The sequence below is a fragment of the Streptomyces sp. SLBN-31 genome, assembly GCF_006715395.1.
Lineage (GTDB): Bacteria > Actinomycetota > Actinomycetes > Streptomycetales > Streptomycetaceae > Streptomyces.
The window spans coordinates 1,154,882-1,176,446 of the sequence record NZ_VFNC01000001.1 but is presented as its reverse complement, the minus strand read 5'-3'; the positions used below and the strand labels follow the sequence as shown (position 1 = coordinate 1,176,446).

Sequence of the window (21,565 nt, the reverse complement as noted above, 5' to 3'; positions counted from 1 at the left end):
GGAAAAGGCCTACGCCTTTTGCCTGTTACGGCGGTTGCCGACGACCATGGAGGTCAGGACCAGCAGGACGGCGACCAGGAACATGGTCGTACCGATGACGTTGATCTGGACGGGTGTGCCGCGCTGTGCCGAACCCCAGACGAACATGGGGAAGGTGACGGTCGAGCCCGCGTTGAAGTTGGTGATGATGAAGTCGTCGAAGGACAGCGCGAAGGCGAGCAGCGCGCCGGCCGCGATGCCGGGGGCGGCGATGGGCAGGGTGACCCGCAGGAAGGTCTGCGCGGGGCCCGCGTAGAGGTCCTGCGCGGCCTGCTCCAGGCGCGGGTCCATCGACATCACGCGGGCCTTGACCGCGGTGACGACGAAGCTCAGGCAGAACATGACGTGGGCGATGAGGATCGTGTAGAAGCCCAGCTGGGCGCCCATGTTGAGGAACAGGGTGAGCAGCGAGGCGGCCATGACGACCTCGGGCATCGCCATCGGCAGGAAGATCAGCGAGTTCACGGCGCCGCGGGCCCGGAAGCGGTAGCGGACGAGCGCGAAGGCGATCATCGTGCCGAGCAGGGTGGCGCCGATCGTCGCCCAGATGGCGATCTGCAGGCTGATCGACAGCGAGCCGCACATGCCGGCGACCCCGCACGGCTGTTTCCAGGCGTCCAGCGAGAACTGCTGCCACTCGTAGTTGAAGCGGCCCTTCGGTTTGTTGAAGGAGAACACCGTGACGATGACGTTCGGGAGAAGGAGATATCCGAGCGTCAGCAGTCCCGCGATGACGACGAGATTGCGCTTGAGCCATTTGACGAAGGCCATTTAAACCAGATCCTCCGTCCCCGACCTGCGGATGTAGAAGGTGACCATGATGAGGATCGCGGCCATGAGGATGAACGACAGCGCCGCGGCCGTCGGGTAGTCGAGAATTCTCAGGAACTGCGTCTGGATGACGTTTCCGACCATGCGCGTGTCCGTGGAACCGAGCAGGTCCGCGTTGACGTAGTCACCGGCCGCCGGGATGAAGGTCAGCAGCGTGCCGGAGACCACGCCCGGCATCGACAGCGGGAAGGTGACCTTGCGGAAGGTGGTGAACGGCTTGGCGTACAGGTCGCCCGCCGCCTCGTGCAGCCTGCCGTCGATGCGCTCCAGCGAGGTGTACAGCGGCAGGATCATGAACGGCAGGAAGTTGTACGTCAGACCGCAGACGACGGCGAGCGGTGTCGCGAGGACGCGGTCGCCGGCCGTCCAGCCGATCCAGTTGGTCAGGTCCAGGATGTGCAGCGAGTTGAGGGTGTGCACGACCGGGCCGTTGTCGGCGAGGATCGTCTTCCAGGCCAGGGTGCGGATCAGGAAGCTGGTGAAGAACGGCGCGATCACCAGGATCATGATCAGGTTGCGCCAGCGTCCCGCGCGGAAGGCGATCAGGTAGGCCAGCGGATAGCCCAGCAGCAGGCACAGCACGGTCGCGGCGGCCGCGTAGAGCACCGAGCGCAGGAACTGCGGCCAGTACTCGGACAGCGCGTCCCAGTAGGTGGCGAAGTGCCAGGTGACCTTGTAGCCCGTCTCCAGGGAGCCCGTCTGCACGGACGTGGAGGCCTGGTAGATCATCGGCAGCGCGAAGAAGACGATCAGCCAGAGGATGCCGGGCAGCAGGAGCCAGTACGGCACCAGGCGGCCGCGTTTGCGCGGCGGCTTCTTCTCCGGCGCGGTGGGGGCGAGAGGCGGCGGGGCCTCGGTGACGGCGGTCATCAGGCGGCGTCCTCCTCGACCTCGGCGACACCGGCGTCGATGTCCTGTGCCGCGTCCAGGCCGAAGGTGTGCGCCGGGTTCCAGTGCAGGACCACCTCGGCGCCGGGCACGAGCCGGGCGTCGCGGTCGATGTTCTGGGCGTAGACCTCGAACTCCGGGCAGACCGGGCTGTCGATGACGTACTGCGTGGAGACGCCGATGAAGGAGGAGTCGGCGATCCGGCCGGTGATGCGGTTGCGGCCCACGGGGATCTCGCCGGCGTCGTCGGCGTGGGTGAGGGAGATCTTCTCCGGGCGCACCCCGACCAGCACCTTGCCGCCGGCCGTGGTGGGCGCGGAACATCGCGCCTCGGGCAGCACCAGCTTGCCGCCGCCCGCCCGCAGCACGATGTCGTCGCCGCTCTTGGTGTCGACCTCGGCCTCGATCAGGTTGGAGGTGCCGAGGAAGTTGGCGACGAACGTCGTCTGCGGATTCTCGTACAGGTCGGCGGGTGAGCCGAGCTGCTCCACGCTGCCCGCGTTCATCACGGCGACCGTGTCGGCCATGGTCATGGCCTCCTCCTGGTCGTGCGTGACGTGGATGAAGGTGATGCCGACCTCGGTCTGGATGCGCTTGAGCTCCAGCTGCATCTGCCGGCGCAGCTTCAGGTCGAGGGCGCCGAGGGGCTCGTCGAGCAGGAGCACCTTGGGGTGGTTGATCAGGGCGCGGGCCACGGCCACGCGCTGCTGCTGGCCGCCGGAGAGCTGGTGCGGTTTCTTGCGCGCCTGCTCACCCAGCTGGACCAGCTCCAGCATCTCCTCGACCTGCTTCTTCACGCTCTTGATGCCGCGCCGGCGCAGACCGAAGGCGACGTTCTCGAAGATGTCGAGGTGCGGGAAGAGGGCGTAGGACTGGAAGACGGTGTTCACCGGGCGCTTGTACGGCGGCAGGTGCGTGACCTCCTGGTCGCCGAGGTGGACGGCGCCCGTGGTGGGCTCCTCCAGGCCGGCGATCATGCGCAGGGTGGTGGTCTTGCCGCAGCCGGAGGCGCCGAGCAGGGCGAAGAAGGAGCCCTGCGGGACGGTCAGGTCCAGCGGTCGCACGGCGGTGAAGCCGTTGTCGTACGTCTTGCTGATACCGGAGAGGCGGACGTCGCCGCTGTTGTCTGTCGTCGTCATTGTCGTCACGCCCCTGTGAGCTTCGCGAACTTCTGCTGGAAGGCCGTCTCTTCCTTCGCGCTCAGCGAGCGGAAGGCGTGGGACTTGGCCTGCATGGCCTTGTCGGGAACGATCAGCGGGTTCTTCGCCGCCGTCTTGTCGATCTTGGAGAGGTAGGGCACGACTCCCGTGACCGGGCTCACGTAGTTGATGTAGGCGGCGAGTTCGGCGGCCGGTTCCAGCTCGTAGTAGTAGTCGATGAGCCGTTCGGCGTTCGTCTTGTGCCGGGCCTTGTTGGGGATCAGCATGTTGTCGGTCGACGTCATGTAGCCGCTGTCGGGTATGACATAGCCGACGTCCGGGTTGTCCGCCTGCAACTGGACGATGTCGCCGCCCCAGGCGACGCACGCGGCGAAGTCGCCCTTGGTGAGGTCGGACGTGTAGTCGTTGCCGGTGAAGCGGCGGATCTGGCCCTTGTCGACGGCCTTCTGGAGGCGGGCGATGACCGCGTCGTAGTCGTCCGCGGTGAACTTCCCCGGGTCCTTGCCCATGTCCAGCATGGTCATCCCGACGGAGTCGCGCATCTCGGTCAGGAAGCCGACCCGGCCCTTGAGCTTGGGGTTGTCGAGCAGGTCGGAGATCGACTTCACCTCGACGCCGTCGAGGGCCTTCTTGTTGTACGCGATGACGGTCGAGATGCCCTGCCAGACGTACGAGTAGGCGCGGCCGGGGTCCCAGTCGGGGCTGCGGAACTGCTCCGAGAGGTTGGCGTAGGCGTGCGGCAGGTTCGAGGCGTCCAGCTTCTGGACGTAGCCGAGCCTGATCATGCGGGCGGCCAGCCAGTCGGTGAGGACGATCAGGTCCCGGCCGGTGTCCTGGCCGGCGGCGAGCTGCGGCTGGATCTTGCCGAAGAACTCGTCGTTGTCGTTGATGTCCTCGGTGTACTTGACCGAGATGCCGGTCCGTTTGCGGAACGCGTCCAGCGTCGGGTGGTGTTTCTCGCTGTCGTCCACGTCGATGTACTCGGGCCAGTTGGAGAAGTTCACCACCTTCTCCTTGGCCGAGTGGTCGTCGGCGGACACTCCGCCGCTCGTCTTGCCCGCGGCGGGGATGCCGCAGCCGCTCAGCGTCGCGAGACCGCCGAGGGCGAGCGCGCCGCCGGCGGAGGCACGCATCAGGGACCGGCGGGTCATCGCCGCCCGGCCGTTGCGAAGGCTGCGCCGCATCGCGGCCGCCACGACCGGTGACAGGCGGTCGGGCTCGTACTGCTCCATGCGCGTGGTGCCCTTTCGGGAGTGGCGGCCGCGGGTCGGGCGGCCTGTGCTGCTGCTATCGGTCCCCGAAGATCGTGCGGTGCCAGTCCTTGCGGGCCACCGCCGTGTTGTCGAACATGACGTGCTTGATCTGCGTGTACTCCTCGAACGAGTACGCGGACATGTCCTTGCCGAAGCCGGACGCCTTGTACCCGCCGTGGGGCATCTCGCTGATGATCGGAATGTGATCGTTGACCCACACACAGCCCGCCTTGATCTCGCGGGTGGCGCGGTTCGCCCGGTAGACGTCCCGGCTCCAGGCGGAGGCGGCGAGGCCGTACGGGGTGTCGTTGGCGAGGGCGATCCCCTCGTCGTCGCCGTCGAACGGCAGGACCACCAGCACCGGGCCGAACAGTTCGGACTGGACGATCTCGCTGTCCTGGGCGGCGTCCGCGACCAGGGTAGGCCGGTAGTAGGCACCCTTGGCGAGTTCGCCGTCGGGCACCTCGCCGCCGGTCACCACGCGCGCGTAGGAACGCGCCCGCTCGACGAAGCCGGCGACCCGGTCGCGCTGCACATGGGAGATGAGCGGGCCGAGGTCGGTGCCGTGGGCGAACGGGTCGCCCAGCCGGACGGTCTCCATCAGGGCGGCCGTCCGCTCCACGAAGGCGTCGTACAGGGGCCGCTGCACGTACGCGCGCGTGGCGGCCGTGCAGTCCTGCCCGGTGTTGATGAGGGCGCCCGCGACCGCGCCGTGCACGGCCGCCTCCAGGTCGGCGTCGTCGAAGACGACGAAGGGGGCCTTGCCGCCGAGCTCCAGGTGGAGGCGCTTGACGGTCGCGGTGGCGATCTCGGCGACGCGCTTGCCGACGGCGGTGGAGCCGGTGAAGGAGGTCATGGCGACGTCGGGGTGTCCGACGAGGTGCTCGCCCGCCTCCCGGCCGGTCCCGGTGACGATGTTGACGACCCCGTCCGGGATGCCGGCGTCCGTGGCGGCCTGCGCGAACATCAGCGAGGTGAGCGGGGTGAGCTCGGCGGGCTTGAGCACGATGGTGTTGCCCGCGGCGATCGCCGGGAGGATCTTCCAGGCGGCCATCTGGAGGGGGTAGTTCCAGGGCGCGATCGAGCCGACCACGCCGATGGGCTCGCGGCGGACGTACGAGGTGTGGTCGCCGGAGTACTCGCCGGCCGACTGCCCCTGCAGGTGCCGGGCGGCGCCCGCGAAGAACGCCGTGTTGTCGATGGTCCCCGGCACGTCGAACTCGCGGGTCAGCTTCAGCGGCTTGCCGCACTGCAGGGACTCCGCGCGGGCGAAGTCCTCGGCACGGTCGGCGAGCACGGCGGCGAAGCGGTGCAGGGCGTCCGAGCGCTCGCCGGGGGTGAGACCGGCCCAGCCGGGGAACGCCTCGCGGGCGGCGGCGACGGCGTCGTCGACGTCGTCGGTGCCGGCCAGCTCGTACGTGAGGACCTCCTCGCCGGTCGCCGGGTCGACGACGGCGTGCGTGCGGCCGGACGTGCCCTTGGTCAGGCGGCCCGCGATGAACTGCGCGCCGTCCGCGAAGCGGTCCTGCGCGGGGAATCGGTCCGGGGTGGGCGTGCCCGGGTTCTGCATGTCGCTCTCCTCCGCCGTCGCCCCGCGACCAAAGGGGGCGGGTGGCGTAGCTCCAGCTCGATTTGAGTGCCGATCCTGACAGAGCAATAGCGGTCCTACAAGTGATTCCGTTGTTGCCTTTCGGTTACGCGACGGAATCTGTCGACCAGGTGTCGAGTGAGCGCGGAAAAGGGGGGACGGAGTGTCAGTGGTGGCTGCGAGACTCGCGTGCATGGAAAGGATCACGGGGAATATCGACTCGCTGGAAGCCCTGGTCAGGGAGGTTCGCGCGGGGTCGAGGGTGAAGTACCTGCATTTCTGGGGACACCGTCCGCTGCCGGACGGGCGGATCGGCGCGAGCTGTCTGAGTCAGTGGTGGCCGGCGCCGTTCACCGTGGACGGAGTGACGTACGGGACCGCTGAGCACTGGATGATGGCGGGCAAGGCACGGCTGTTCGCCGACGCGGAGGCCGAGCGCCACATCCTCGCCGCGGGGCACCCCTCGCAGGCCAAGAAGGCGGGGCGGCTGGTGCGCGGCTTCGACGAGGAGACGTGGCGGCGCGAGCGGTTCGCCATCGTCGTCGAGGGCAGCGTCCACAAGTTCGCAGCGCACCCGGCCCTGCGGGAGTTTCTGCTGAACACCGGGGACCGGGTGCTGGTGGAGGCGAGCCCCGTGGACCGGGTGTGGGGCATCGGCCTCACGGCCGACGACGAGGCGGCGATGGATCCGGAGCGCTGGCGGGGCCCGAACCTGCTGGGCTTCGCCCTGATGCAGGCCCGGGAGCGCCTGCGACGGGAGTGAGCCAAGCCGGACTTCGGGGTCGGGGGCCAGGCGCGACGGGTCTGATGTCCGGTGGCGGCGTGCGCCGAGCCTGATGTCCGGTCGCGGGGAGCTCCGGGTTCGCCAAGCTTCGGGACCTGCGGGCGGGGAGCGCCGAGCCCCTGGACCTGCGGGCGGGGCGTCGAACCCGGGGCCTGCGGGTGGGAAGGGCCGGGCGCACGGTGCGGCCGCAGTCCGGACACGGCGCGTCGGTACGCCACGCGCCATCACGTCCCGAGCCGGGCGGTCCGCGGGGAGATCAGTGGGCTCGGTACGGTCGTCGCGTCAGCCTTGGGCAAGCAGTGGGGCCGAGATGCTGGGGGCCGAGTTGTAGGAGGGGCCGTCGTCGACGTTGTCCCGGTCGTCGTTGATGGCGGCCACGATCGCGAAGACGATCAGGGCGATCGTGGCGATGCCGAGCACGATGCCGACGATGCCGGTGACGAAGCCGGCCTGCGCCTGACCGCGGTTGGTGGCCTCGCCGCGGTCGGCCCGGCGCTTGCCCTTGATGCCGAGGATCACGGCGAGGACGCCGAGGATGAGGGAGACGAATCCGTAGATGCAGAACAGGCAGCACGACAGGATGCCCAGGATCATCGCCGAGGTGCCCAGGCCGTTCTGCGGGGGCGCCTGCATACCGGGCCAGCCGTAGCCCTGCGGGTAGGCGGGATAGCCGTAGCCTCCCGGCGCCCCGGGGTTCTGCGGTCCCGGGCCCGTGGGCGCGATGGGCGGCGGCGGCACGGCGGACTCGGACCAGCCACCGGGGGCGGCGCCCGCGCCGGGCGGCGCGTAGCCGGGGGCTCCGTACCCCGTGGTGCCGTAGCCGGGGGCTCCGTACGCGGGAGCACCGGGACCGGGGTAGCCGTAGCCGGGGGCTCCGGGGACGGGCGTTCCGGCCGCGGGCGTTCCGGGGACGGGTGTTCCGGGGGCTTGCGTGCCTGCTGCGGGCGGGGCGAAGCCGTCGGACGGTACGGACGTCACGGTCGCCTGGTCGTGCACGGACGGCGGCTGCGGCGAGCCGGGCGGCTGATCCCGCGGCCCCTTGTCCAGCGACGTCTTGCGCTCGGGCGGCGCCCACGGATCATGCTCCGGCGCCGCGCCCCCACCCGGCTGTGTCTGATCCGCCACGTCCCCGTCCCCCTCGCTCGATCGTCCGGCCATGGTAAAGCCTCGACCTGCCGGTACGACCGGCCGGTAGCCGACCCGCGCCGCCCCCGCCGCCGCTTGCCACCGGCGGCCGCGGACCACCGCCGAGCCCGGCCCGCGGGCGGTCTGTCTACGATGACCACGATTCATCGATCAGCCGATCACCCGCGTCCCGCCCCCGCAGGGCACCGGACGCCGTTCCGGGGAGGAACCTTGACCGACCACCGCGACCTGCACGCCTTCATCGCCGGACTGCCGAAGGCCGAACTCCACGTCCACCACGTCGGCTCCGCCTCCCCCCGGATCGTCTCGGAACTGGCCGCCCGCCACCCCGACTCCAAGGTGCCCACCGACCCCGAGGCCCTGGTCGACTACTTCACCTTCACCGACTTCGCCCACTTCATCGACGTGTACCTGTCCGTCGTGGATCTCATCCGCACCCCCGAGGACGTACGCCTGCTGACGTACGAGGTGGCCCGGGACCTGGCCCGGCAGCAGGTGCGCTACGCCGAGCTGACCATCACGCCGTTCTCCTCCACCCGCCGGGGCATCGACGAGCGGGCCTTCATGGACGCGATCGAGGACGCCCGCAAGGCGGCCGAGGCGGAGTTCGGCACGGTGCTGCGCTGGTGCTTCGACATCCCCGGCGAGGCGGGCCTGGAGTCGGCCGAGGAGACGGTACGGCTCGCCACCGACGAGCGGCTGCGCCCCGAGGGGCTGGTCTCCTTCGGGCTCGGCGGGCCCGAGATCGGCGTGCCCAGGCCGCAGTTCAAGCCGTACTTCGACCGGGCCATCGCCGCCGGACTGCACTCCGTGCCGCACGCCGGCGAGACCACCGGCCCGGAGACCGTGTGGGACGCGCTCACCCATCTGCGCGCCGAGCGCATCGGGCACGGCACCCACTCCTTCCAGGACCCGAAGCTCCTCGCCCACCTCGCCGAGCACCGCATCCCGCTGGAGGTCTGCCCGACCTCCAACATCGCCACCCGCGCGGTGCGCACCCTCGACGAGCACCCGGTCACGGAGTTCGTGAAGGCCGGGATCGTGGTGACGATCAACTCCGACGACCCGCCGATGTTCGGCACCGACCTGAACAACGAGTACGCGGTCGCCGCCCGCCTCCTGGACCTCGACGAGCGGGGCGTCGCCTCGCTCGCGAAGAACGCGGTCGACGTCTCCTTCCTGGACGAGCCCGGCAAGGCCCGCGTCCGCGAGGAGATCGACGCCTACACCTCGGCATGGCTGGCCCCCTGAGCCGTACCGTCTTCGCCGGCCACCACAATGGGCGCATGCAGAACCTGACCGCCGTGGCCCACCGGGGCGACCCGTACCGCGTCCGCGAGAACACGATCGACTCGCTGCGTGCCGCGCTCGACCTGGGCGCGGACGCCGTCGAGATCGACGTACGCCTGACGAGGGACGGCGTCCCCGTGCTGCTGCACGACGCGACGCTCAAGCGGCTGTGGGAGCACGACCGGCCGCTTCGGTCGCTGTCCGCGGACGAGGTCCGCGGACTGACCGGCGGCCGGATCCCGACGCTCGCCGAGGCCCTGGCCGCCACCGAGGGCAGCCGGGTGATGATCGACCTGCCCGGCACCCGGGACGTGCGGGAGGCCCGCCGGGTGGTGGACGCCGTGCGGGAGGCCGGGGCACGGGAGCGGGTGTACTACTGCGCGGGCGCCGAGGAGATGCTCGCCGTGCGGGCGGCCGATCCGTCCGCGGAGATCGCGCTGACCCGCACCACGCTGGCGCCCGCGCGCCCCGTGCTGCTGGAGGCGGTGCGCCCGCGCTGGCTCAACTACCGCTTCTCGCTGGTCGACCGCGCGCTGGCGGCCCGCGTGCACCGCGAGGGCCTGCTGCTCTCGGTGTGGACCCCGGACACCCGCCGCTCGATGCGCCGCCTGATCGACCTGGGCGTCGACTCGATCACCACGAACCGCGTCGACGTCCTGTGCGCGCTGCGGGAGGCGCCCTACACGCGCGAGCGCTGAGGCACCGTCGCGGGATCGGCGGGGGTCTTCCGGGTGACGTACTGCGGTACCGGGGTGTCGTCCTTGCCGGTGTCCCGGACCAGGCCGTAACGGATCACGCCCTGGGCGGGGCCGGTGGTGACGTCCTTCTCGGCGGCGTCCCAGGTGCTGGGGAAGACGCTCAGGCCGTAGTCGGCGCCGCTTTCGTTGACGGTGAGGGTGACGTCGCCGTCGAGGTAGAAGTACTCGTTCTGCCACATCTGCTGGGTGCCGGCGGGCAGTACGTCGTAGCCGGTGGCCCTGCTGCCCATGCCGGTGGCGGTGGGGTCGGTCCCGCCGACGGGGTCGTCCATGCGGCGGCCGCCGCCCGAGGCGACGTGGAAGAGCCTGCCCTTCAGACCGGTCCAGGAGGGCGGGACCAGACCGCCCGAGCGGTACTGCGGCGAGATCTGCCAGCGGACCAGGACGTATCCCTTGCCGTTGAGGGTCACGGCGTCGCCCCGGTGGTTCAGGACGGCGTGCGCGCCGCCGGTGCTGGTGACACCGGACTCGGCGCGGTGCGGCAGGGCGGCGGGCGGGGTGCCGGGGCCCGGTGCCCGGTCCACGGCGTCGACCACGCTGCCGTAGAGCGCGGTCGTCCTCTTCGTCACCGACGGGGACGGGCTGTGCGACGGGGAGGCGGACGGGGTGGGGGCGGGCGGCCGGTAAGTGCTCGCGGCCGTGGGGGCTGCTGCCACGCGCGGCGGCGGGGTGTCGGGGGTCCGTGTGACGACGTACGCGCCGCCGGCCGCGATCGTCGCGCCCGCCGTCACCGCGACCGCGGGCTTGGTGAGCAGGCCGAGGACCTTGGCCGACCAGCCGACGGACGAGGCGGCGGCCGCCGTCTTGCCGCCGAGGGCCAGGGAGAGGGTGAAGCCGGCCGGGAGCGGAACGAGCGCGAGGCCGACGAGCAGGCGTTCGGCCGGTACGACCGCCTCGCGGGGATCGCCGCAGTAGCCGCAGCCCCTGATGTGCCGGGCCAGCCGCTTGCGCCACACCGAGTCGGGCCGGCCGTCCCAGCGTGCGGTCAGCTCGCGCAGGTCCGGGCAGGCGCCGTCCAGGGCGCGCACGATGCCGCGCGAGGTCTCCAGACGTTCCTTCACACGCTGGACGCGCACGGCGGCGTGCTGTCTGCTGATGCCGACGGCCGCGGCCAGCTCGCGCCGGCTCAGTTCCCCCGCGACCTCCAGCCACCACAGCGACAGCAGTTGCCGGTCCTCGTCGTCGAGCCAGCGCACCGCCTCCGCGACCTCCCGCCGCTGCCCCGCCAACTGCAGCCGCAACACGGTGACTTCGGCGAAGTCGGTGGTCTCCGGGGCCGCGCGCTCGTCGAGTTGCCGGGAGGTCCTGCGGCGGGCCCGGTCCCGGATCTGGCGCATCGCGATCGCCATCAGCCAGGACCGGAAGCTGTCCGGGTCGCGCAGTGAGCCGAGGTTGTCGACGGCCCGCAGCATCGTCTCCTGGACGACGTCGTCGACGTCGGCGTGGCCGTTGAGGGCGCGGCCGACGACGTTGTAGACGAGCGGCAGCCAGCCCGCGACCAGGTCGTCCAGCGCCCGCCGGTCACCGGCCTGCGCGGCGGCGATGGTGGCACGCCACTGGCGTCCGGCTCTTTCGTCCACGTCCGTACTCTCCCGGCTCATACGCTTCGCGACCGCACCTTCTCAGCTCGACCGGTGATGTTGTCCATGTCGGAGGTCACAGTGGGGGACGCGAAGGAGACGGCGGCGATAACACTTTTTCGGAGCCGCCGGGGCGCAGGCCGCTTCCCGTAAGGGCGATCCCCCACAACTCACCTGTGAAGTAAGGGACTTGCTCCGGGAACCCTCAGGGACCCACCCCCTCCTCACCGACGATCCCCGTCCGCCCGCACCGGCCGAGGATGATCTCGACACCCACTGCCGAAACCTCCGGAGCAGCCCATGCGTGCCCGTGTCCCGACCGTTCTCGCCGCCTCACTCGTCCTCGCCCTGGCCGCCGGCCCCCTGGCCGGCCCCGCGTTCGCCGCCACCGCAACGGCGTCCGCGCACGACGCCTCCGGGCACGACACGTCCGGACCCGACGCCGACGCCCTGCGCGCCGCGATCGCGGGCCTTCCCGACGCGGACGCGACCGCCGCGCTCATCCGGGTCGGCGGCGACGGGACATGGAGGGGGACTGCGGGCGTCCGGGACGTGCGCACCGGGGCGTCGGCGCTGGCGAACGGGCGCTTCAGGGCGGGTTCGGTGACGAAGGTGGTCACCGCGGCGATCGTGCTGCAACTGGCCGCGGAGGGCCGCGTCGACCTCGACGGCACCGTGCAGCGGTATCTGCCCGGTCTGCTCACCGCGGACTTCAAGCCCGTCACCGTGAGGGAGTTGCTGAACTACACCAGCGGGCTGCGGCCGGGCACGTCCCTCGGGGACACGGTCGAGGAGGGCTACCCGCACCGCTTCGAGACGCTGACCCCGCGGCAGGTCGTGGCCGCCTCGGTCGCCAAGGGCCCGGCGTACGATCCCGGCACGCGCCAGGACTACGACAACATCCACTACACCGTCCTCGGCATGCTCATCGAGAAGGTGACCGGCGACTCGTACGCGCATCAGGCCGCGGTACGGATCTTCCGGCCGCTCGGCATGCGCGACAGCTCGTTCCCCGTCGGCGCCGACCCGCGCGTCCACGGGCCGCACAACCGCGGATACGACTGGATCGACGGCGAGTTGACGGACGTGACCGACTGGAACATGTCCGACCGCTGGGCGGCCGGAGACCTGATCTCCACGACCGCCGACCTGGAGAGGCTGCTGGTGGGGCTGTTCCGCGGCCGGGTGGTGCCCGAGCCGCAGCTGAAGGAGATGTTCACGCTTCCCGACGTGCCCGGCGCGCGGTACGCGGCGGGGCTGGAGCGGTTCGAGCTCAACGGCAGGGTGATCTGGGGCAAGACCGGCTCACGGCCCGGTTACGCCACGGTGATCGCCGCCACCCGCGACCTCTCCCGCACCCTCGTCTACTCGGTCGACTCCACCGACGCCAAGGGCGACGGCCTGGCCATCGCCGAGCGTTTCGCCTACCCCGCCTTCAACCGCTGAGGCGGACGGGCCGAGTCGCTCCAGCCGCTTGATCTTCTTCCGGACGACGTAGAGCGGGATCACGCCGAACACCCCGAAGGACATGTCGATCACCGACCACCAGAAGGGGATGCCGCGGATCGGCCCGCAGACCAGCGCGAGCGGGATGATCCCGGCGCAGGCGATCATCGCGAACTCCACGACCCAGATGTTGCGGACCGTGTCCCGGTAGGGCCCGTAGAAGGCGACCGCGATGACGAGGTGGGCGAAGGCCAGCCAGTCGGTGCCGTAGAGGAGGAAGGGGTAGTCGGCGTCGGCGGTGTCGAGGCCGCGCCGGACCCGCTCGATCCAGTCCATGAGCGCGGGGAGGTGCTGCGGCACGGACAGCGACCGCAACACGTCCTCGGTCCAGTGCAGTTCGTGCACCAGCGGGAAGGCCGTGGCTCCGCTGAGCACCAGGCAGACGACGAAGAGGACCAACCAGGCGCGGATGCCCTTCAGCAGGGCGGCTCTGTCGCTCATGAGGGCAGCGTACGCCGCTGTTGAACACGTTCAAAAAGCGGGTCCCGCTTGTCGGTTCGCGCTCTGCCCGGCTATCGCCTCGCGGTCTGCCCGGGTGACGCTCCGGGAGCGCTCCGGACCGCCGACGGTTCGACCGAGGGGACGTCGGTCGCCGTACGGGGGGACCGGGACGGGGAGGCGGCGGTGGGGACGGAGCGGGCCGTGTCCCGGGGGCTGGTGCTCGGCCTGCCGGTCCGGGGGTCCGTGGTGGGGTGGGGGCTCGACGGGCGCGGGGTGGGCGGGTCGGACGGCAGGGTCGAGGGGCTGCTCGCCGGCGGCGGCGCCAGGGGGGCCACCGGCGAAGGCCGGGTGTCCGAGGCGGACAGGCGCAGGGGAAGGATCGCCAGGGCGGCCACACCGCAGGTCAGGGCGGCACCGGCGGCGGCCTTGAGGATGCGGCGGCGGGCCGCGCCGCGGCGGATGGCCCGGTAGCGGCCGGGGGGCGGCCCGAGGTGCCGGGCGGGCGGCTGGAGCAGGACCGTGAGCGGGTCCTCGGGGTCGATGTCCGGGCCCTCGTCAGAGTGTGTGATCAACGCTTCTCCTCAGGTGGGCGCGGAGCAGTTCGCGGGCCGCGTGGAGGTCCGCCTTGACGGTCCCCTCCCGGCGTCCGGTGAGCGCGGCCACCTCCCGGATCGGCATGTCAGCGTAGTAGTGGAGCAGGATCGGCACGCGCAGGCGTTCGGGGAGGGACTGCACGAGCAGGCGCACCGAGGGGTCCGTCTGCTCGGTGTGCGGAGCCACCGCCGCCTCGGTCCTCGCACGGCGTACGGCGCGGCGTTCGCGCTCCAGCTTGCGCCAGTGGTCCCGGACGATGTTGGCCGCGGTGACGTAGAGGAAGCCGCTCGGCTCCGCCACGCTGGTCCAGCGGGCCCAGAGGCGGGTGAAGGCCTCCGAGGCGATCTCGTGCGCGGTCTCGTCGTCGTCGACCAGCCGGCGGACCCAGCCGGCGAGGCGCGGATAGAGGGCGGCGAACAGCTCGGACGCGGCCTTCTCGCGGGAGCGTTTCAACGTTCTCCATGGTCATGGGGGTTGGGGCGGCTCTGGGAGGAAGAGCCCGGGCCGACGCGGATCGTTGCCCCGGCCCGGGTTCTGTTACGCGGTTCAGCGGGTCGCGGAGGTCAGCACCGCGAAGACGATCACGTTGTCGCGGTAGCCGGCTCCGGTACGGGCTCCCCCGCAGGTGATCAGCCGCAGCTCGGGCCGGTTCACGTCGCCGTACACCTCCTTCGTGGGGAAGTCGGCCTTGGCGACCGTGCGGACGTCAGTGACGGCGAACACCGCATCGGTGCCGTTCTCCAGGCGCACCTCGATCCGTCCGCCCCGGCGCAGTTCCCTCAGGTGCCGGAAGACGCCGTCCCCGTAGGCGCCGACCGTGACATGGCCGAGGATCACGGACGGACCCCTCTGGCCCGGTGTCGGCGAGTGGCGGTACCAGCCCGCCCGGTCGTGCGCCTGGACCGGCGGGACCTGCACGCTGCCGTCCGCGGCCAGGCCCAGCCGCAGCACCGGGGTGTCGACCCCGACGGCCGGTATCCGGAGCCCGACCGGGACCGATCGCCCCACCGCGGACACCGACTTCGCCGGTGGCGGGGCTGAGGGCGACGGTGTGCTCGCGAGGTGCCCGGCGGTGTTCCCCCCACCGCCGCCGCAGCCGACGAGCAGGGCGGCCAGCGCCGTGGCGGCCAGAGCGCGCCCGGCGAACGGCCTCATGCCCCGTTCGCCCGCCGGCGGCGCACGAGGAGGACGGCGCCGCCACCCACGACGACGGCCGCAGCGGCACCCCCGCCGATCAGAGCGCCCCCTGACCCCGAGGAGGTGTCGGCCACACCGGTGTTCGGCGCTCCGCTGGGCACGACGGAGACCTGGCCGCGGGACGGCGCCCGGGTCGGCTCGGCGCTCGCGCGGCGGTCCCCGGTGCTCGGAACCGTGGAGGGCGCGGTGTCCCTGGGCCGCTCGGTCGGCTTGGCGGCGCTCGGCACGGGAGAGGGGGCCTGGGACGCCCCGTCGGCGAACGCGGGTACCGCGCCCGCCAGTACGGCGGTGCAGGCAAGTGCCAGGGCACTGAGGCCGGTTCGGCGCATGAGTGGGTCTCTCTTTCGTCGGTCCGCCCGGCCGGTGGTCGGCCGGCGGGCTGTGTGGTGGATCGAGCGGAGAGACGAGGCGGAGGCGGAACGGGTTGTAAAGAGACGGCAAAGTCGCCGAGGGCGCGGTCGGCGCTTCGCGGCCCAACCACCGTGCGGGAAAAGCCGCTTGCCGAGCGGCCGGTGAACTTCTGCACGTCCGGGGGCAATTCGTGACGACCGTGTGTGCGGGTTGCCAAGACGGCTTGCGGGCGCGGTTGGCATGACGTAAGTACGTGAATCATGAACCTGTTCACCCGTGCGTCGTCCCAGCGCCGCCCGGCTCCCCCCACCGCCCCCGCCCCCACGGCCCCGGCCCTCCCCCAACGCAGGCCCGGTCAGCAGCAGTCGGCACCGAACGGGGTGCCCGACCCGTCCCTCGCGTCACTGACCGGGGAGTGGGTCGTCGACCCGGCACACAGCCGTATCGGCTTCTCCGTCCGGCACGCCCTGGTGACCACCGTGCGCGGGTCGTTCGCGGAGTTCGACAGCCGTCTGTACTTCGACGGCCACGACCCCTCACGCTCGCGGGCCGAGATCGTCCTGAACACCGCGTCCGTCGACACCGGCGTGGAGCAGCGGGACGCCCACCTCGTCGGCCGCGACTTCCTGGACGCCCGCTCCTACCCGCAGATGCGCTTCGTCAGCACGGCCGTACGCCTGGTGGGAAACGATGTCTACCGTATGACGGGCGACCTCACCATCAAGAAGGTCACCCGCCCGGTCGACCTGGAGCTCACCTACATCGGCCATGTCACCGACGCGTTCGGGGACGAACGGGTCGGCTTCGACGGCACGACCACCATCAACCGTTCCGAATGGGGCCTGACCTACAACCAGAGGCTGGCGGAGGGCGGCGCCATGGTGAGCGAGAAGGTGCGCCTGCAGTTCGACATCGCGGCGATCCGCATGTCCCGCGGCTGACGTCGGCCGCTCACAGCCCCACTATCGCGTTCCACCGCTTCGCGAACCCCACCCGCTCCTTCGACGTGATGTCCCGGGCGATCACGAGCCGCTTGCGCATCTCGGCGTCCGGGAAGATCAGCGCGTTCTCGGCGAGGGCGGCGGTCTCCTTGTCCCTGGCGGAGGCCAGCACGTCCCGGGCGGCGGGCACGGGGCAGACGTAGTTGACCCAGGCGGCGGTCAGTCTCTTCTGCCGGGCCGACAGGTCGTCGACGGCGCGCTCACCGGGCCGCACATAGGCGGCGGGCACCCCGCAGCCGGCCACTCCGCCGAGGATCGCGAGCAGCAGCGAACGGCGGGGAGGCGCAAGGTACTTCGGTGTGAGGGGCATGGCCGCAGCATCCCGCCCCCGACTGTGCACCGACAATCGACGCTGCGTCGAGGAGGGAGGCGGCGGGACCGGACACCTTGTCGATGGCCGGTCCCCTGATACCTGATGTCGCTCAGGCGTCCAGCGACGTCATCACGTGCTTGATGCGCGTGTAGTCGTCGAAGCCGTAGGCCGAGAGGTCCTTGCCGTAACCGGACTTCTTGAACCCGCCGTGCGGCATCTCCGCCACCAGCGGGATGTGCGTGTTGATCCACACGCAGCCGAAGTCCAGCTTCTTCGACATCCGCATGGCGCGCCCGTGGTCCTTGGTCCACACCGACGAGGCCAGCGCGTACTCCACGCCGTTGGCCCACTCCACCGCCTGGTCCTCGTCCGAGAAGGACTGCACGGTGATGACGGGCCCGAAGACCTCCCTCTGGATGATCTCGTCGTCCTGCTTCAGCCCGGAGACGACGGTCGGGGCGTAGAAGTAACCCTTCTCGCCGACCTGGTGACCGCCGGCCTCGACCTTGGCGTGCGCGGGCAGCCGCTCGATGAACCCGGAGACCTGCTTGAGCTGGTTCGGATTGTTGAGCGGGCCGAACAGCACGTCCTCGTCGTCCGGCTGGCCGGTCTTGGTCTCGGTGGCCGCCTTCGCCAGCGCCGCGACGAACTCGTCGTGGATCGCCTCCTGCACGAGCACGCGCGTGGCCGCCGTGCAGTCCTGCCCGGCGTTGAAGAAGCCCGCCACGGAGATGTCCTCCACGGCCTTGGGGATGTCGGTGTCCTCGAAGACGACGACCGGGGCCTTGCCGCCCAGTTCCAGGTGGACCCGCTTGAGGTCCTTCGACGCCGACTCCGCGACCTGCATGCCGGCCCGCACCGAACCGGTGATGGAGGCCATCGCGGGCGTCGGGTGCTCGACCATCAGCCGGCCGGTCTCCCGGTCACCGGTGATGACGTTGAAGACGCCCTTGGGCAGGATGCCGCCGATGATGTCGGCGATCAGCACGGTCGACGCCGGCGTGGTGTCCGACGGCTTCAGCACGACCGTGTTGCCGGCCGCGATCGCCGGCGCGAACTTCCACACGGCCATCATCATCGGGTAGTTCCACGGCGCGACCTGCGCGCAGACGCCGACCGGCTCGCGGCGGACGATGGAGGTCAGTCCCTCCATGTACTCGCCGGCCGACCGGCCCTCCAGCATCCGCGCCGCGCCCGCGAAGAAGCGGATCTGGTCGACCATCGGCGGGATCTCCTCGGACCGGGTGAGCCCGATCGGCTTGCCCGTGTTCTCGACCTCCGCCGCGATCAGTTCCTCGGCGCGCTCCTCGAAGGCGTCCGCGATCTTCAGCAGGGCCTTCTGGCGCTCGGCCGGGGTCGTGTCGCGCCAGCCCGGGAAGGCCGCGGCGGCGGCCGCCATGGCGGCGTCCACGTCCGCCGGCCCGGACAGCGGCGCGGTCGCGTACGCCTCGCCGGTCGCGGGATTGACCACCTCGGTGGTCCGTCCGTCGGCGGCGTCCCGGAACTCACCGTCGATGTAGTTGCGCAGACGACGCAGCTCGGTGCTCACTGCCGGCCCTCCAAGTTCGAGTGGATCCAACGTGTCCATTGGCTGAGACACCCACCCTAATCCGCAAGCCCACGTTTTCAACACCCCCGATCGCGCCAAGGCTGCGAAATCCGCAGGTCTCAGTCTCGTAAACAACGAATTTCATCGGTCCACCCTTGCGGAACTGTCGAGACGTCGTGCACAGTGAGGGCGTGGCCAGTCGAAGCGCAGAGCACAGGGACTCGACCCGCGAGTCCAGGAACGGCACTCCCCATCTGGATGCCGTCTCCCTCGCCATCATCGAACAGCTCCAGGAGGACGGCAGGCGCCCTTACGCCGCGATCGGCAAGGCCGTGGGCCTGTCCGAGGCGGCCGTGCGCCAGCGCGTGCAGAAGCTGCTCGACCAGGGCGTGATGCAGATCGTCGCCGTCACGGACCCGCTCACCGTGGGCTTCCGGCGCCAGGCGATGGTCGGGGTCAACGTCGAGGGCGATGTCGAGTCCATCGCGGACGCGCTGACGGACATGTCGGAAGTCGAGTACGTGGTGATGACCGCGGGCTCGTTCGACATCCTCGCCGAGATCGTCTGCGAGGACGACGACCACCTGCTGGACGTCATCAACAAACGCATTCGGGCGCTGCCCGGCGTGCGCTCCACCGAGAGCTTCGTCTACCTGAAGCTGAAGAAGCAGACCTACATGTGGGGAACCCGATAACCGTGAGCCAGAAGGACCTCAGCAAGACCGCGTACGACCACCTGTGGATGCACTTCACCCGCATGTCCTCGTACGAGAACTCCCCCGTCCCCACGATCGTGCGGGGCGAAGGCACCTACATCTACGACGACAAGGGCAGGCGCTACCTGGACGGTCTCGCCGGTCTGTTCGTGGTCCAGGCCGGTCACGGCCGCACCGAGCTCGCCGAGACCGCCTTCAAGCAGGCCCAGGAGCTGGCGTTCTTCCCGGTCTGGTCCTACGCTCACCCGAAGGCCGTGGAGCTCGCGGAGCGCCTCGCGGACCACGCGCCGGGCGACCTGAACAAGGTCTTCTTCACCACCGGCGGCGGCGAGGCGGTGGAGACCGCCTGGAAGCTGGCCAAGCAGTACTTCAAGCTCACCGGCAAGCCCACCAAGTACAAGGTCATCTCCCGCGCCGTCGCCTACCACGGCACCCCGCAGGGCGCCCTGTCCATCACCGGCCTGCCGGGCCTGAAGGCCCCCTTCGAGCCGCTGGTGCCGGGCGCGCACAAGGTCCCGAACACCAACATCTACCGCGCCCCGATATTCGGCGACGACCCGGAGGCCTTCGGCCGCTGGGCCGCCGACCAGATCGAGCAGCAGATCCTCTTCGAGGGCGCGGACACGGTCGCCGCCGTCTTCCTGGAGCCCGTGCAGAACGCCGGCGGCTGCTTCCCGCCCCCGCCCGGCTACTTCCAGCGGGTCCGCGAGATCTGCGACAAGTACGACGTGCTGCTCGTCTCCGACGAGGTCATCTGCGCCTTCGGCCGCCTGGGCACGATGTTCGCCTGTGACAAGTTCGACTACGTCCCGGACATGATCACCTGCGCCAAGGGCATGACCTCGGGCTACTCCCCGATCGGCGCCTGCATCATCTCCGACCGCCTGGCCGAGCCGTTCTACAAGGGCGACAACACCTTCCTGCACGGCTACACCTTCGGCGGCCACCCGGTGTCGGCCGCGGTCGGCATCGCCAACCTCGACCTCTTCGAGCGCGAGAACCTCAACCAGCACGTCCTGGACAACGAGGGCGCCTTCCGTGCCACGCTGGAGAAGCTGCACGACCTGCCGATCGTCGGCGACGTCCGCGGCAACGGCTTCTTCTACGGCATCGAGCTGGTGAAGGACAAGGCCACCAAGGAGTCCTTCAACGACGAGGAGACCGAGCGCGTCCTGTACGGCTTCCTGTCGAAGGCCCTCTTCGACAACGGCCTGTACTGCCGTGCCGACGACCGTGGCGACCCGGTCGTGCAGCTCGCCCCGCCGCTGATCTCCAACCAGGAGACCTTCGACGAGATCGAGCAGATCCTGCGCGCGACGCTGACGGAGGCGTGGACGAAGCTCTGATGAGCTGACCCTGTGATCAACAACGGCCCCGGTGCCGCCCGTTCGAGTGAGAACGGGCGTCCGGGGCCGTGTGATGTCCGGCCTCCGGGCGATGCCTGCCTAGCGTGCGAGTGACCGATCAGCCCTGTCTTCGTTCCCCCGCACGGGGGATGGCACGGCAAAAACGGATCTGACTCGAGGTGTACGCCCATGGTGGCCCCGCCGGACAACGACGTGCTCTGGGCACGTGCCCTGCACTTCCAGCACAGCGACGGCTCGCCCGCGCTCAGCGGCGTCTCGCTCGGCGTCCAGGAGGGCGAGATCCTCGCCGTCAGCGGCCCGCGCGGCAGCGGCAAGACGACCCTGCTGCGCTGCCTGTCCGGACTCGTGCCGGCCCAGCGCGGCGAGGTCTGGTTCAACAGCGTGCCGGTGCACACGATGGGCTCGCTCACCCGTGAGCGCCTGCGCCGGGACCGGTTCGGCTGGATCGATCCCGCGCCGGTGCTCGTACCCGAGCTGAACGTGTGGGAGAACGCCGCCCTCCCCCTCATGCTGCGCGGCACCGGCCGCCGCCGGGCCAAGACGTCCGCCCTGGAGTGGCTGGAGCGCCTGGACGTCGGCGACCGCTCGCGCGACCGTCCGCACGAACTCACCCAGGCGGAACGCCAGCGCGTCTCGATCGCCCGGGCCCTGGCGCCCGCGCCGACGGTCCTGTTCGCCGACGAGCCGACCGCCCCGCTGCACCGCGCGGACCGCGCGCACGTGCTGCGGACGCTGACGACCGCGGCCCGATCGCACGGCATCACGGTCGTCCTGGCCACCCACGACCCGGAGACGGCGGCTCTCGCGGACCGCACGGTGTCCCTCCTGGACGGCCGCCGAGTGAACACGCTCCACCTCCCGGCGTTCCCGACCCCGGAAGCCAGGGCCACCGAACCGCACCACCGAACGGCTGCCTCGAAGGGCCGGGGGAGCCGTCCCCAGGGACGAGGGCCGGGGCCCGCAGGCGGAGAGAACCAGCCGCAAGGCCAGGGCACGGAGGCCGGGGGCCGAGCGGCGGACGCCGGGAGCCGAGCGGCGGACGCCGGGAGCCGAGCGGCGGACGCCGGGAGCCGAGGGGGAGAGGCCGGGGGCCGAGGGGTGGACGCCGGGGTGCGGGAGAGCCGGGCACCGGGACGAGGGGCGGAGTCCGAGAGCACGGGGAGCCGGCCGGAGAGCCAAGGGGCGGGTGCTCGAGAGCAAGGAGCAGGGCCGG

The 21,565-nt window shown here is 70.8% G+C and carries 18 protein-coding genes and 4 pseudogenes; 8 read left to right on the top strand and 14 right to left on the bottom strand.

Going from position 1 to position 21,565, the window contains the following annotated elements; genetic code table 11:
- Positions 1 to 9: 9 nt before the first annotated feature.
- From FBY22_RS05610 to FBY22_RS05590, 5 genes are read right to left on the bottom strand one after another with little or no spacing between them, the layout of a single operon-like run.
- Positions 10 to 810: an ABC transporter permease gene (locus FBY22_RS05610; RefSeq protein WP_142142819.1), complete on the bottom strand. Its 801-nt coding sequence runs from the start codon at positions 808 to 810 to the stop codon at positions 10 to 12.
- Positions 811 to 1,740 (bottom strand): ABC transporter permease, encoded by a 930-nt coding sequence (locus FBY22_RS05605; protein WP_142142817.1) that lies wholly within the window; start codon positions 1,738 to 1,740, stop codon positions 811 to 813.
- On the bottom strand, positions 1,740 to 2,906 hold the full coding sequence (locus FBY22_RS05600; protein ID WP_142142815.1) for an ABC transporter ATP-binding protein: 1,167 nt from the start codon (positions 2,904 to 2,906) through the stop codon (positions 1,740 to 1,742). Before FBY22_RS05600 ends, FBY22_RS05605 begins: the two co-directional genes overlap by 1 nt.
- Positions 2,903 to 4,150, bottom strand: coding sequence for a PotD/PotF family extracellular solute-binding protein (locus FBY22_RS05595; RefSeq protein ID WP_142142813.1), 1,248 nt, complete (start codon positions 4,148 to 4,150; stop codon positions 2,903 to 2,905). Before FBY22_RS05595 ends, FBY22_RS05600 begins: the two co-directional genes overlap by 4 nt.
- A 55-nt stretch (positions 4,151 to 4,205) precedes the next feature.
- The gene (locus tag FBY22_RS05590) at positions 4,206 to 5,741 is read right to left on the bottom strand and encodes a gamma-aminobutyraldehyde dehydrogenase (RefSeq protein ID WP_142142811.1); all 1,536 of its coding nucleotides are present in this window, start codon (positions 5,739 to 5,741) and stop codon (positions 4,206 to 4,208) included.
- A 211-nt stretch (positions 5,742 to 5,952) separates the two neighbouring features.
- Between FBY22_RS05590 and FBY22_RS05585 the strand changes: the two genes are divergently transcribed.
- Positions 5,953 to 6,522 carry an NADAR family protein gene (locus FBY22_RS05585; RefSeq protein WP_142142809.1) on the top strand — a complete coding sequence of 190 codons (570 nt, stop codon included), beginning with the start codon at positions 5,953 to 5,955 and terminating at the stop codon, positions 6,520 to 6,522.
- Positions 6,523 to 6,825: 303 nt separating this feature from the next.
- Here the strand turns inward: FBY22_RS05585 and FBY22_RS05580 are convergent, their stop codons facing one another.
- On the bottom strand, positions 6,826 to 7,668 hold the full coding sequence (locus FBY22_RS05580) for a DUF4190 domain-containing protein (RefSeq protein WP_260844714.1): 843 nt from the start codon (positions 7,666 to 7,668) through the stop codon (positions 6,826 to 6,828).
- A 178-nt stretch (positions 7,669 to 7,846) separates the two neighbouring features.
- On the opposite strand from FBY22_RS05580, the pseudogene FBY22_RS05575 reads away from it, so the two are divergent.
- Positions 7,847 to 8,940 (top strand): annotated as a pseudogene (locus FBY22_RS05575) (adenosine deaminase).
- A gap of 35 nt (positions 8,941 to 8,975) precedes the next feature.
- A complete protein-coding gene (locus FBY22_RS05570; RefSeq protein ID WP_142142803.1) occupies positions 8,976 to 9,677 on the top strand; it encodes a glycerophosphodiester phosphodiesterase in 702 nt (233 codons plus the stop codon).
- Here the strand turns inward: FBY22_RS05570 and FBY22_RS05565 are convergent.
- A complete protein-coding gene (locus FBY22_RS05565) occupies positions 9,659 to 11,338 on the bottom strand; it encodes an RNA polymerase sigma factor (RefSeq protein ID WP_142142801.1) in 1,680 nt (559 codons plus the stop codon). The genes FBY22_RS05570 and FBY22_RS05565 overlap by 19 nt on opposite strands.
- 279 nt (positions 11,339 to 11,617) lie before the next feature.
- Here FBY22_RS05565 and FBY22_RS05560 point away from each other — a divergent pair, with 279 nt between their 5' ends.
- The gene (locus tag FBY22_RS05560) at positions 11,618 to 12,763 is read left to right on the top strand and encodes a serine hydrolase (protein ID WP_142142799.1); all 1,146 of its coding nucleotides are present in this window, start codon (positions 11,618 to 11,620) and stop codon (positions 12,761 to 12,763) included.
- Between the two features lie 3 nt (positions 12,764 to 12,766).
- Here FBY22_RS05560 and FBY22_RS05555 read toward each other — a convergent pair.
- The 5 genes and pseudogenes from FBY22_RS05555 to FBY22_RS05535 form a co-directional block, all read right to left on the bottom strand.
- Positions 12,767 to 13,264, bottom strand: a pseudogene (locus tag FBY22_RS05555) (hypothetical protein); the annotation flags it as partial.
- A gap of 71 nt (positions 13,265 to 13,335) precedes the next feature.
- Positions 13,336 to 13,836 carry a hypothetical protein gene (locus tag FBY22_RS05550; RefSeq protein ID WP_142142797.1) on the bottom strand — a complete coding sequence of 167 codons (501 nt, stop codon included), beginning with the start codon at positions 13,834 to 13,836 and terminating at the stop codon, positions 13,336 to 13,338.
- Positions 13,820 to 14,311 (bottom strand): RNA polymerase sigma factor, encoded by a 492-nt coding sequence (locus FBY22_RS05545; RefSeq protein ID WP_142142795.1) that lies wholly within the window; start codon positions 14,309 to 14,311, stop codon positions 13,820 to 13,822. The genes FBY22_RS05550 and FBY22_RS05545 overlap by 17 nt, the downstream gene beginning before the upstream one ends.
- A gap of 93 nt (positions 14,312 to 14,404) precedes the next feature.
- Positions 14,405 to 15,013 carry a class F sortase gene (locus FBY22_RS05540; protein WP_142142793.1) on the bottom strand — a complete coding sequence of 203 codons (609 nt, stop codon included), beginning with the start codon at positions 15,011 to 15,013 and terminating at the stop codon, positions 14,405 to 14,407.
- Positions 15,010 to 15,384: a Tat pathway signal sequence domain protein gene (locus FBY22_RS05535; protein ID WP_142142791.1), complete on the bottom strand. Its 375-nt coding sequence runs from the start codon at positions 15,382 to 15,384 to the stop codon at positions 15,010 to 15,012. The genes FBY22_RS05540 and FBY22_RS05535 overlap by 4 nt, the downstream gene beginning before the upstream one ends.
- Before the next feature lie 282 nt (positions 15,385 to 15,666).
- Between FBY22_RS05535 and FBY22_RS05530 the strand changes: the two genes are divergently transcribed.
- Positions 15,667 to 16,347: a YceI family protein gene (locus tag FBY22_RS05530; RefSeq protein WP_142142789.1), complete on the top strand. Its 681-nt coding sequence runs from the start codon at positions 15,667 to 15,669 to the stop codon at positions 16,345 to 16,347.
- 10 nt (positions 16,348 to 16,357) lie between these two features.
- Here the strand turns inward: FBY22_RS05530 and FBY22_RS05525 are convergent.
- Both FBY22_RS05525 and FBY22_RS05520 read right to left on the bottom strand, forming a co-directional pair.
- A pseudogene (locus FBY22_RS05525) lies at positions 16,358 to 16,564 on the bottom strand (spermidine/putrescine ABC transporter substrate-binding protein); the annotation flags it as partial.
- A 265-nt stretch (positions 16,565 to 16,829) separates the two neighbouring features.
- Positions 16,830 to 18,269: a gamma-aminobutyraldehyde dehydrogenase gene (locus tag FBY22_RS05520; protein WP_142142787.1), complete on the bottom strand. Its 1,440-nt coding sequence runs from the start codon at positions 18,267 to 18,269 to the stop codon at positions 16,830 to 16,832.
- A 176-nt stretch (positions 18,270 to 18,445) separates the two neighbouring features.
- On the opposite strand from FBY22_RS05520, the gene FBY22_RS05515 reads away from it, so the two are divergent.
- The 3 genes and pseudogenes from FBY22_RS05515 to FBY22_RS44695 all read left to right on the top strand — a co-directional run.
- Positions 18,446 to 18,964 carry an Lrp/AsnC family transcriptional regulator gene (locus FBY22_RS05515; RefSeq protein ID WP_142142785.1) on the top strand — a complete coding sequence of 173 codons (519 nt, stop codon included), beginning with the start codon at positions 18,446 to 18,448 and terminating at the stop codon, positions 18,962 to 18,964.
- A 2-nt stretch (positions 18,965 to 18,966) separates the two neighbouring features.
- A complete protein-coding gene (locus FBY22_RS05510) occupies positions 18,967 to 20,331 on the top strand; it encodes an aspartate aminotransferase family protein (protein WP_142142783.1) in 1,365 nt (454 codons plus the stop codon).
- Between the two features lie 189 nt (positions 20,332 to 20,520).
- Positions 20,521 to 21,237 (top strand): annotated as a pseudogene (locus FBY22_RS44695) (ABC transporter ATP-binding protein); the annotation flags it as partial.
- Positions 21,238 to 21,565 lie beyond the last annotated feature (328 nt).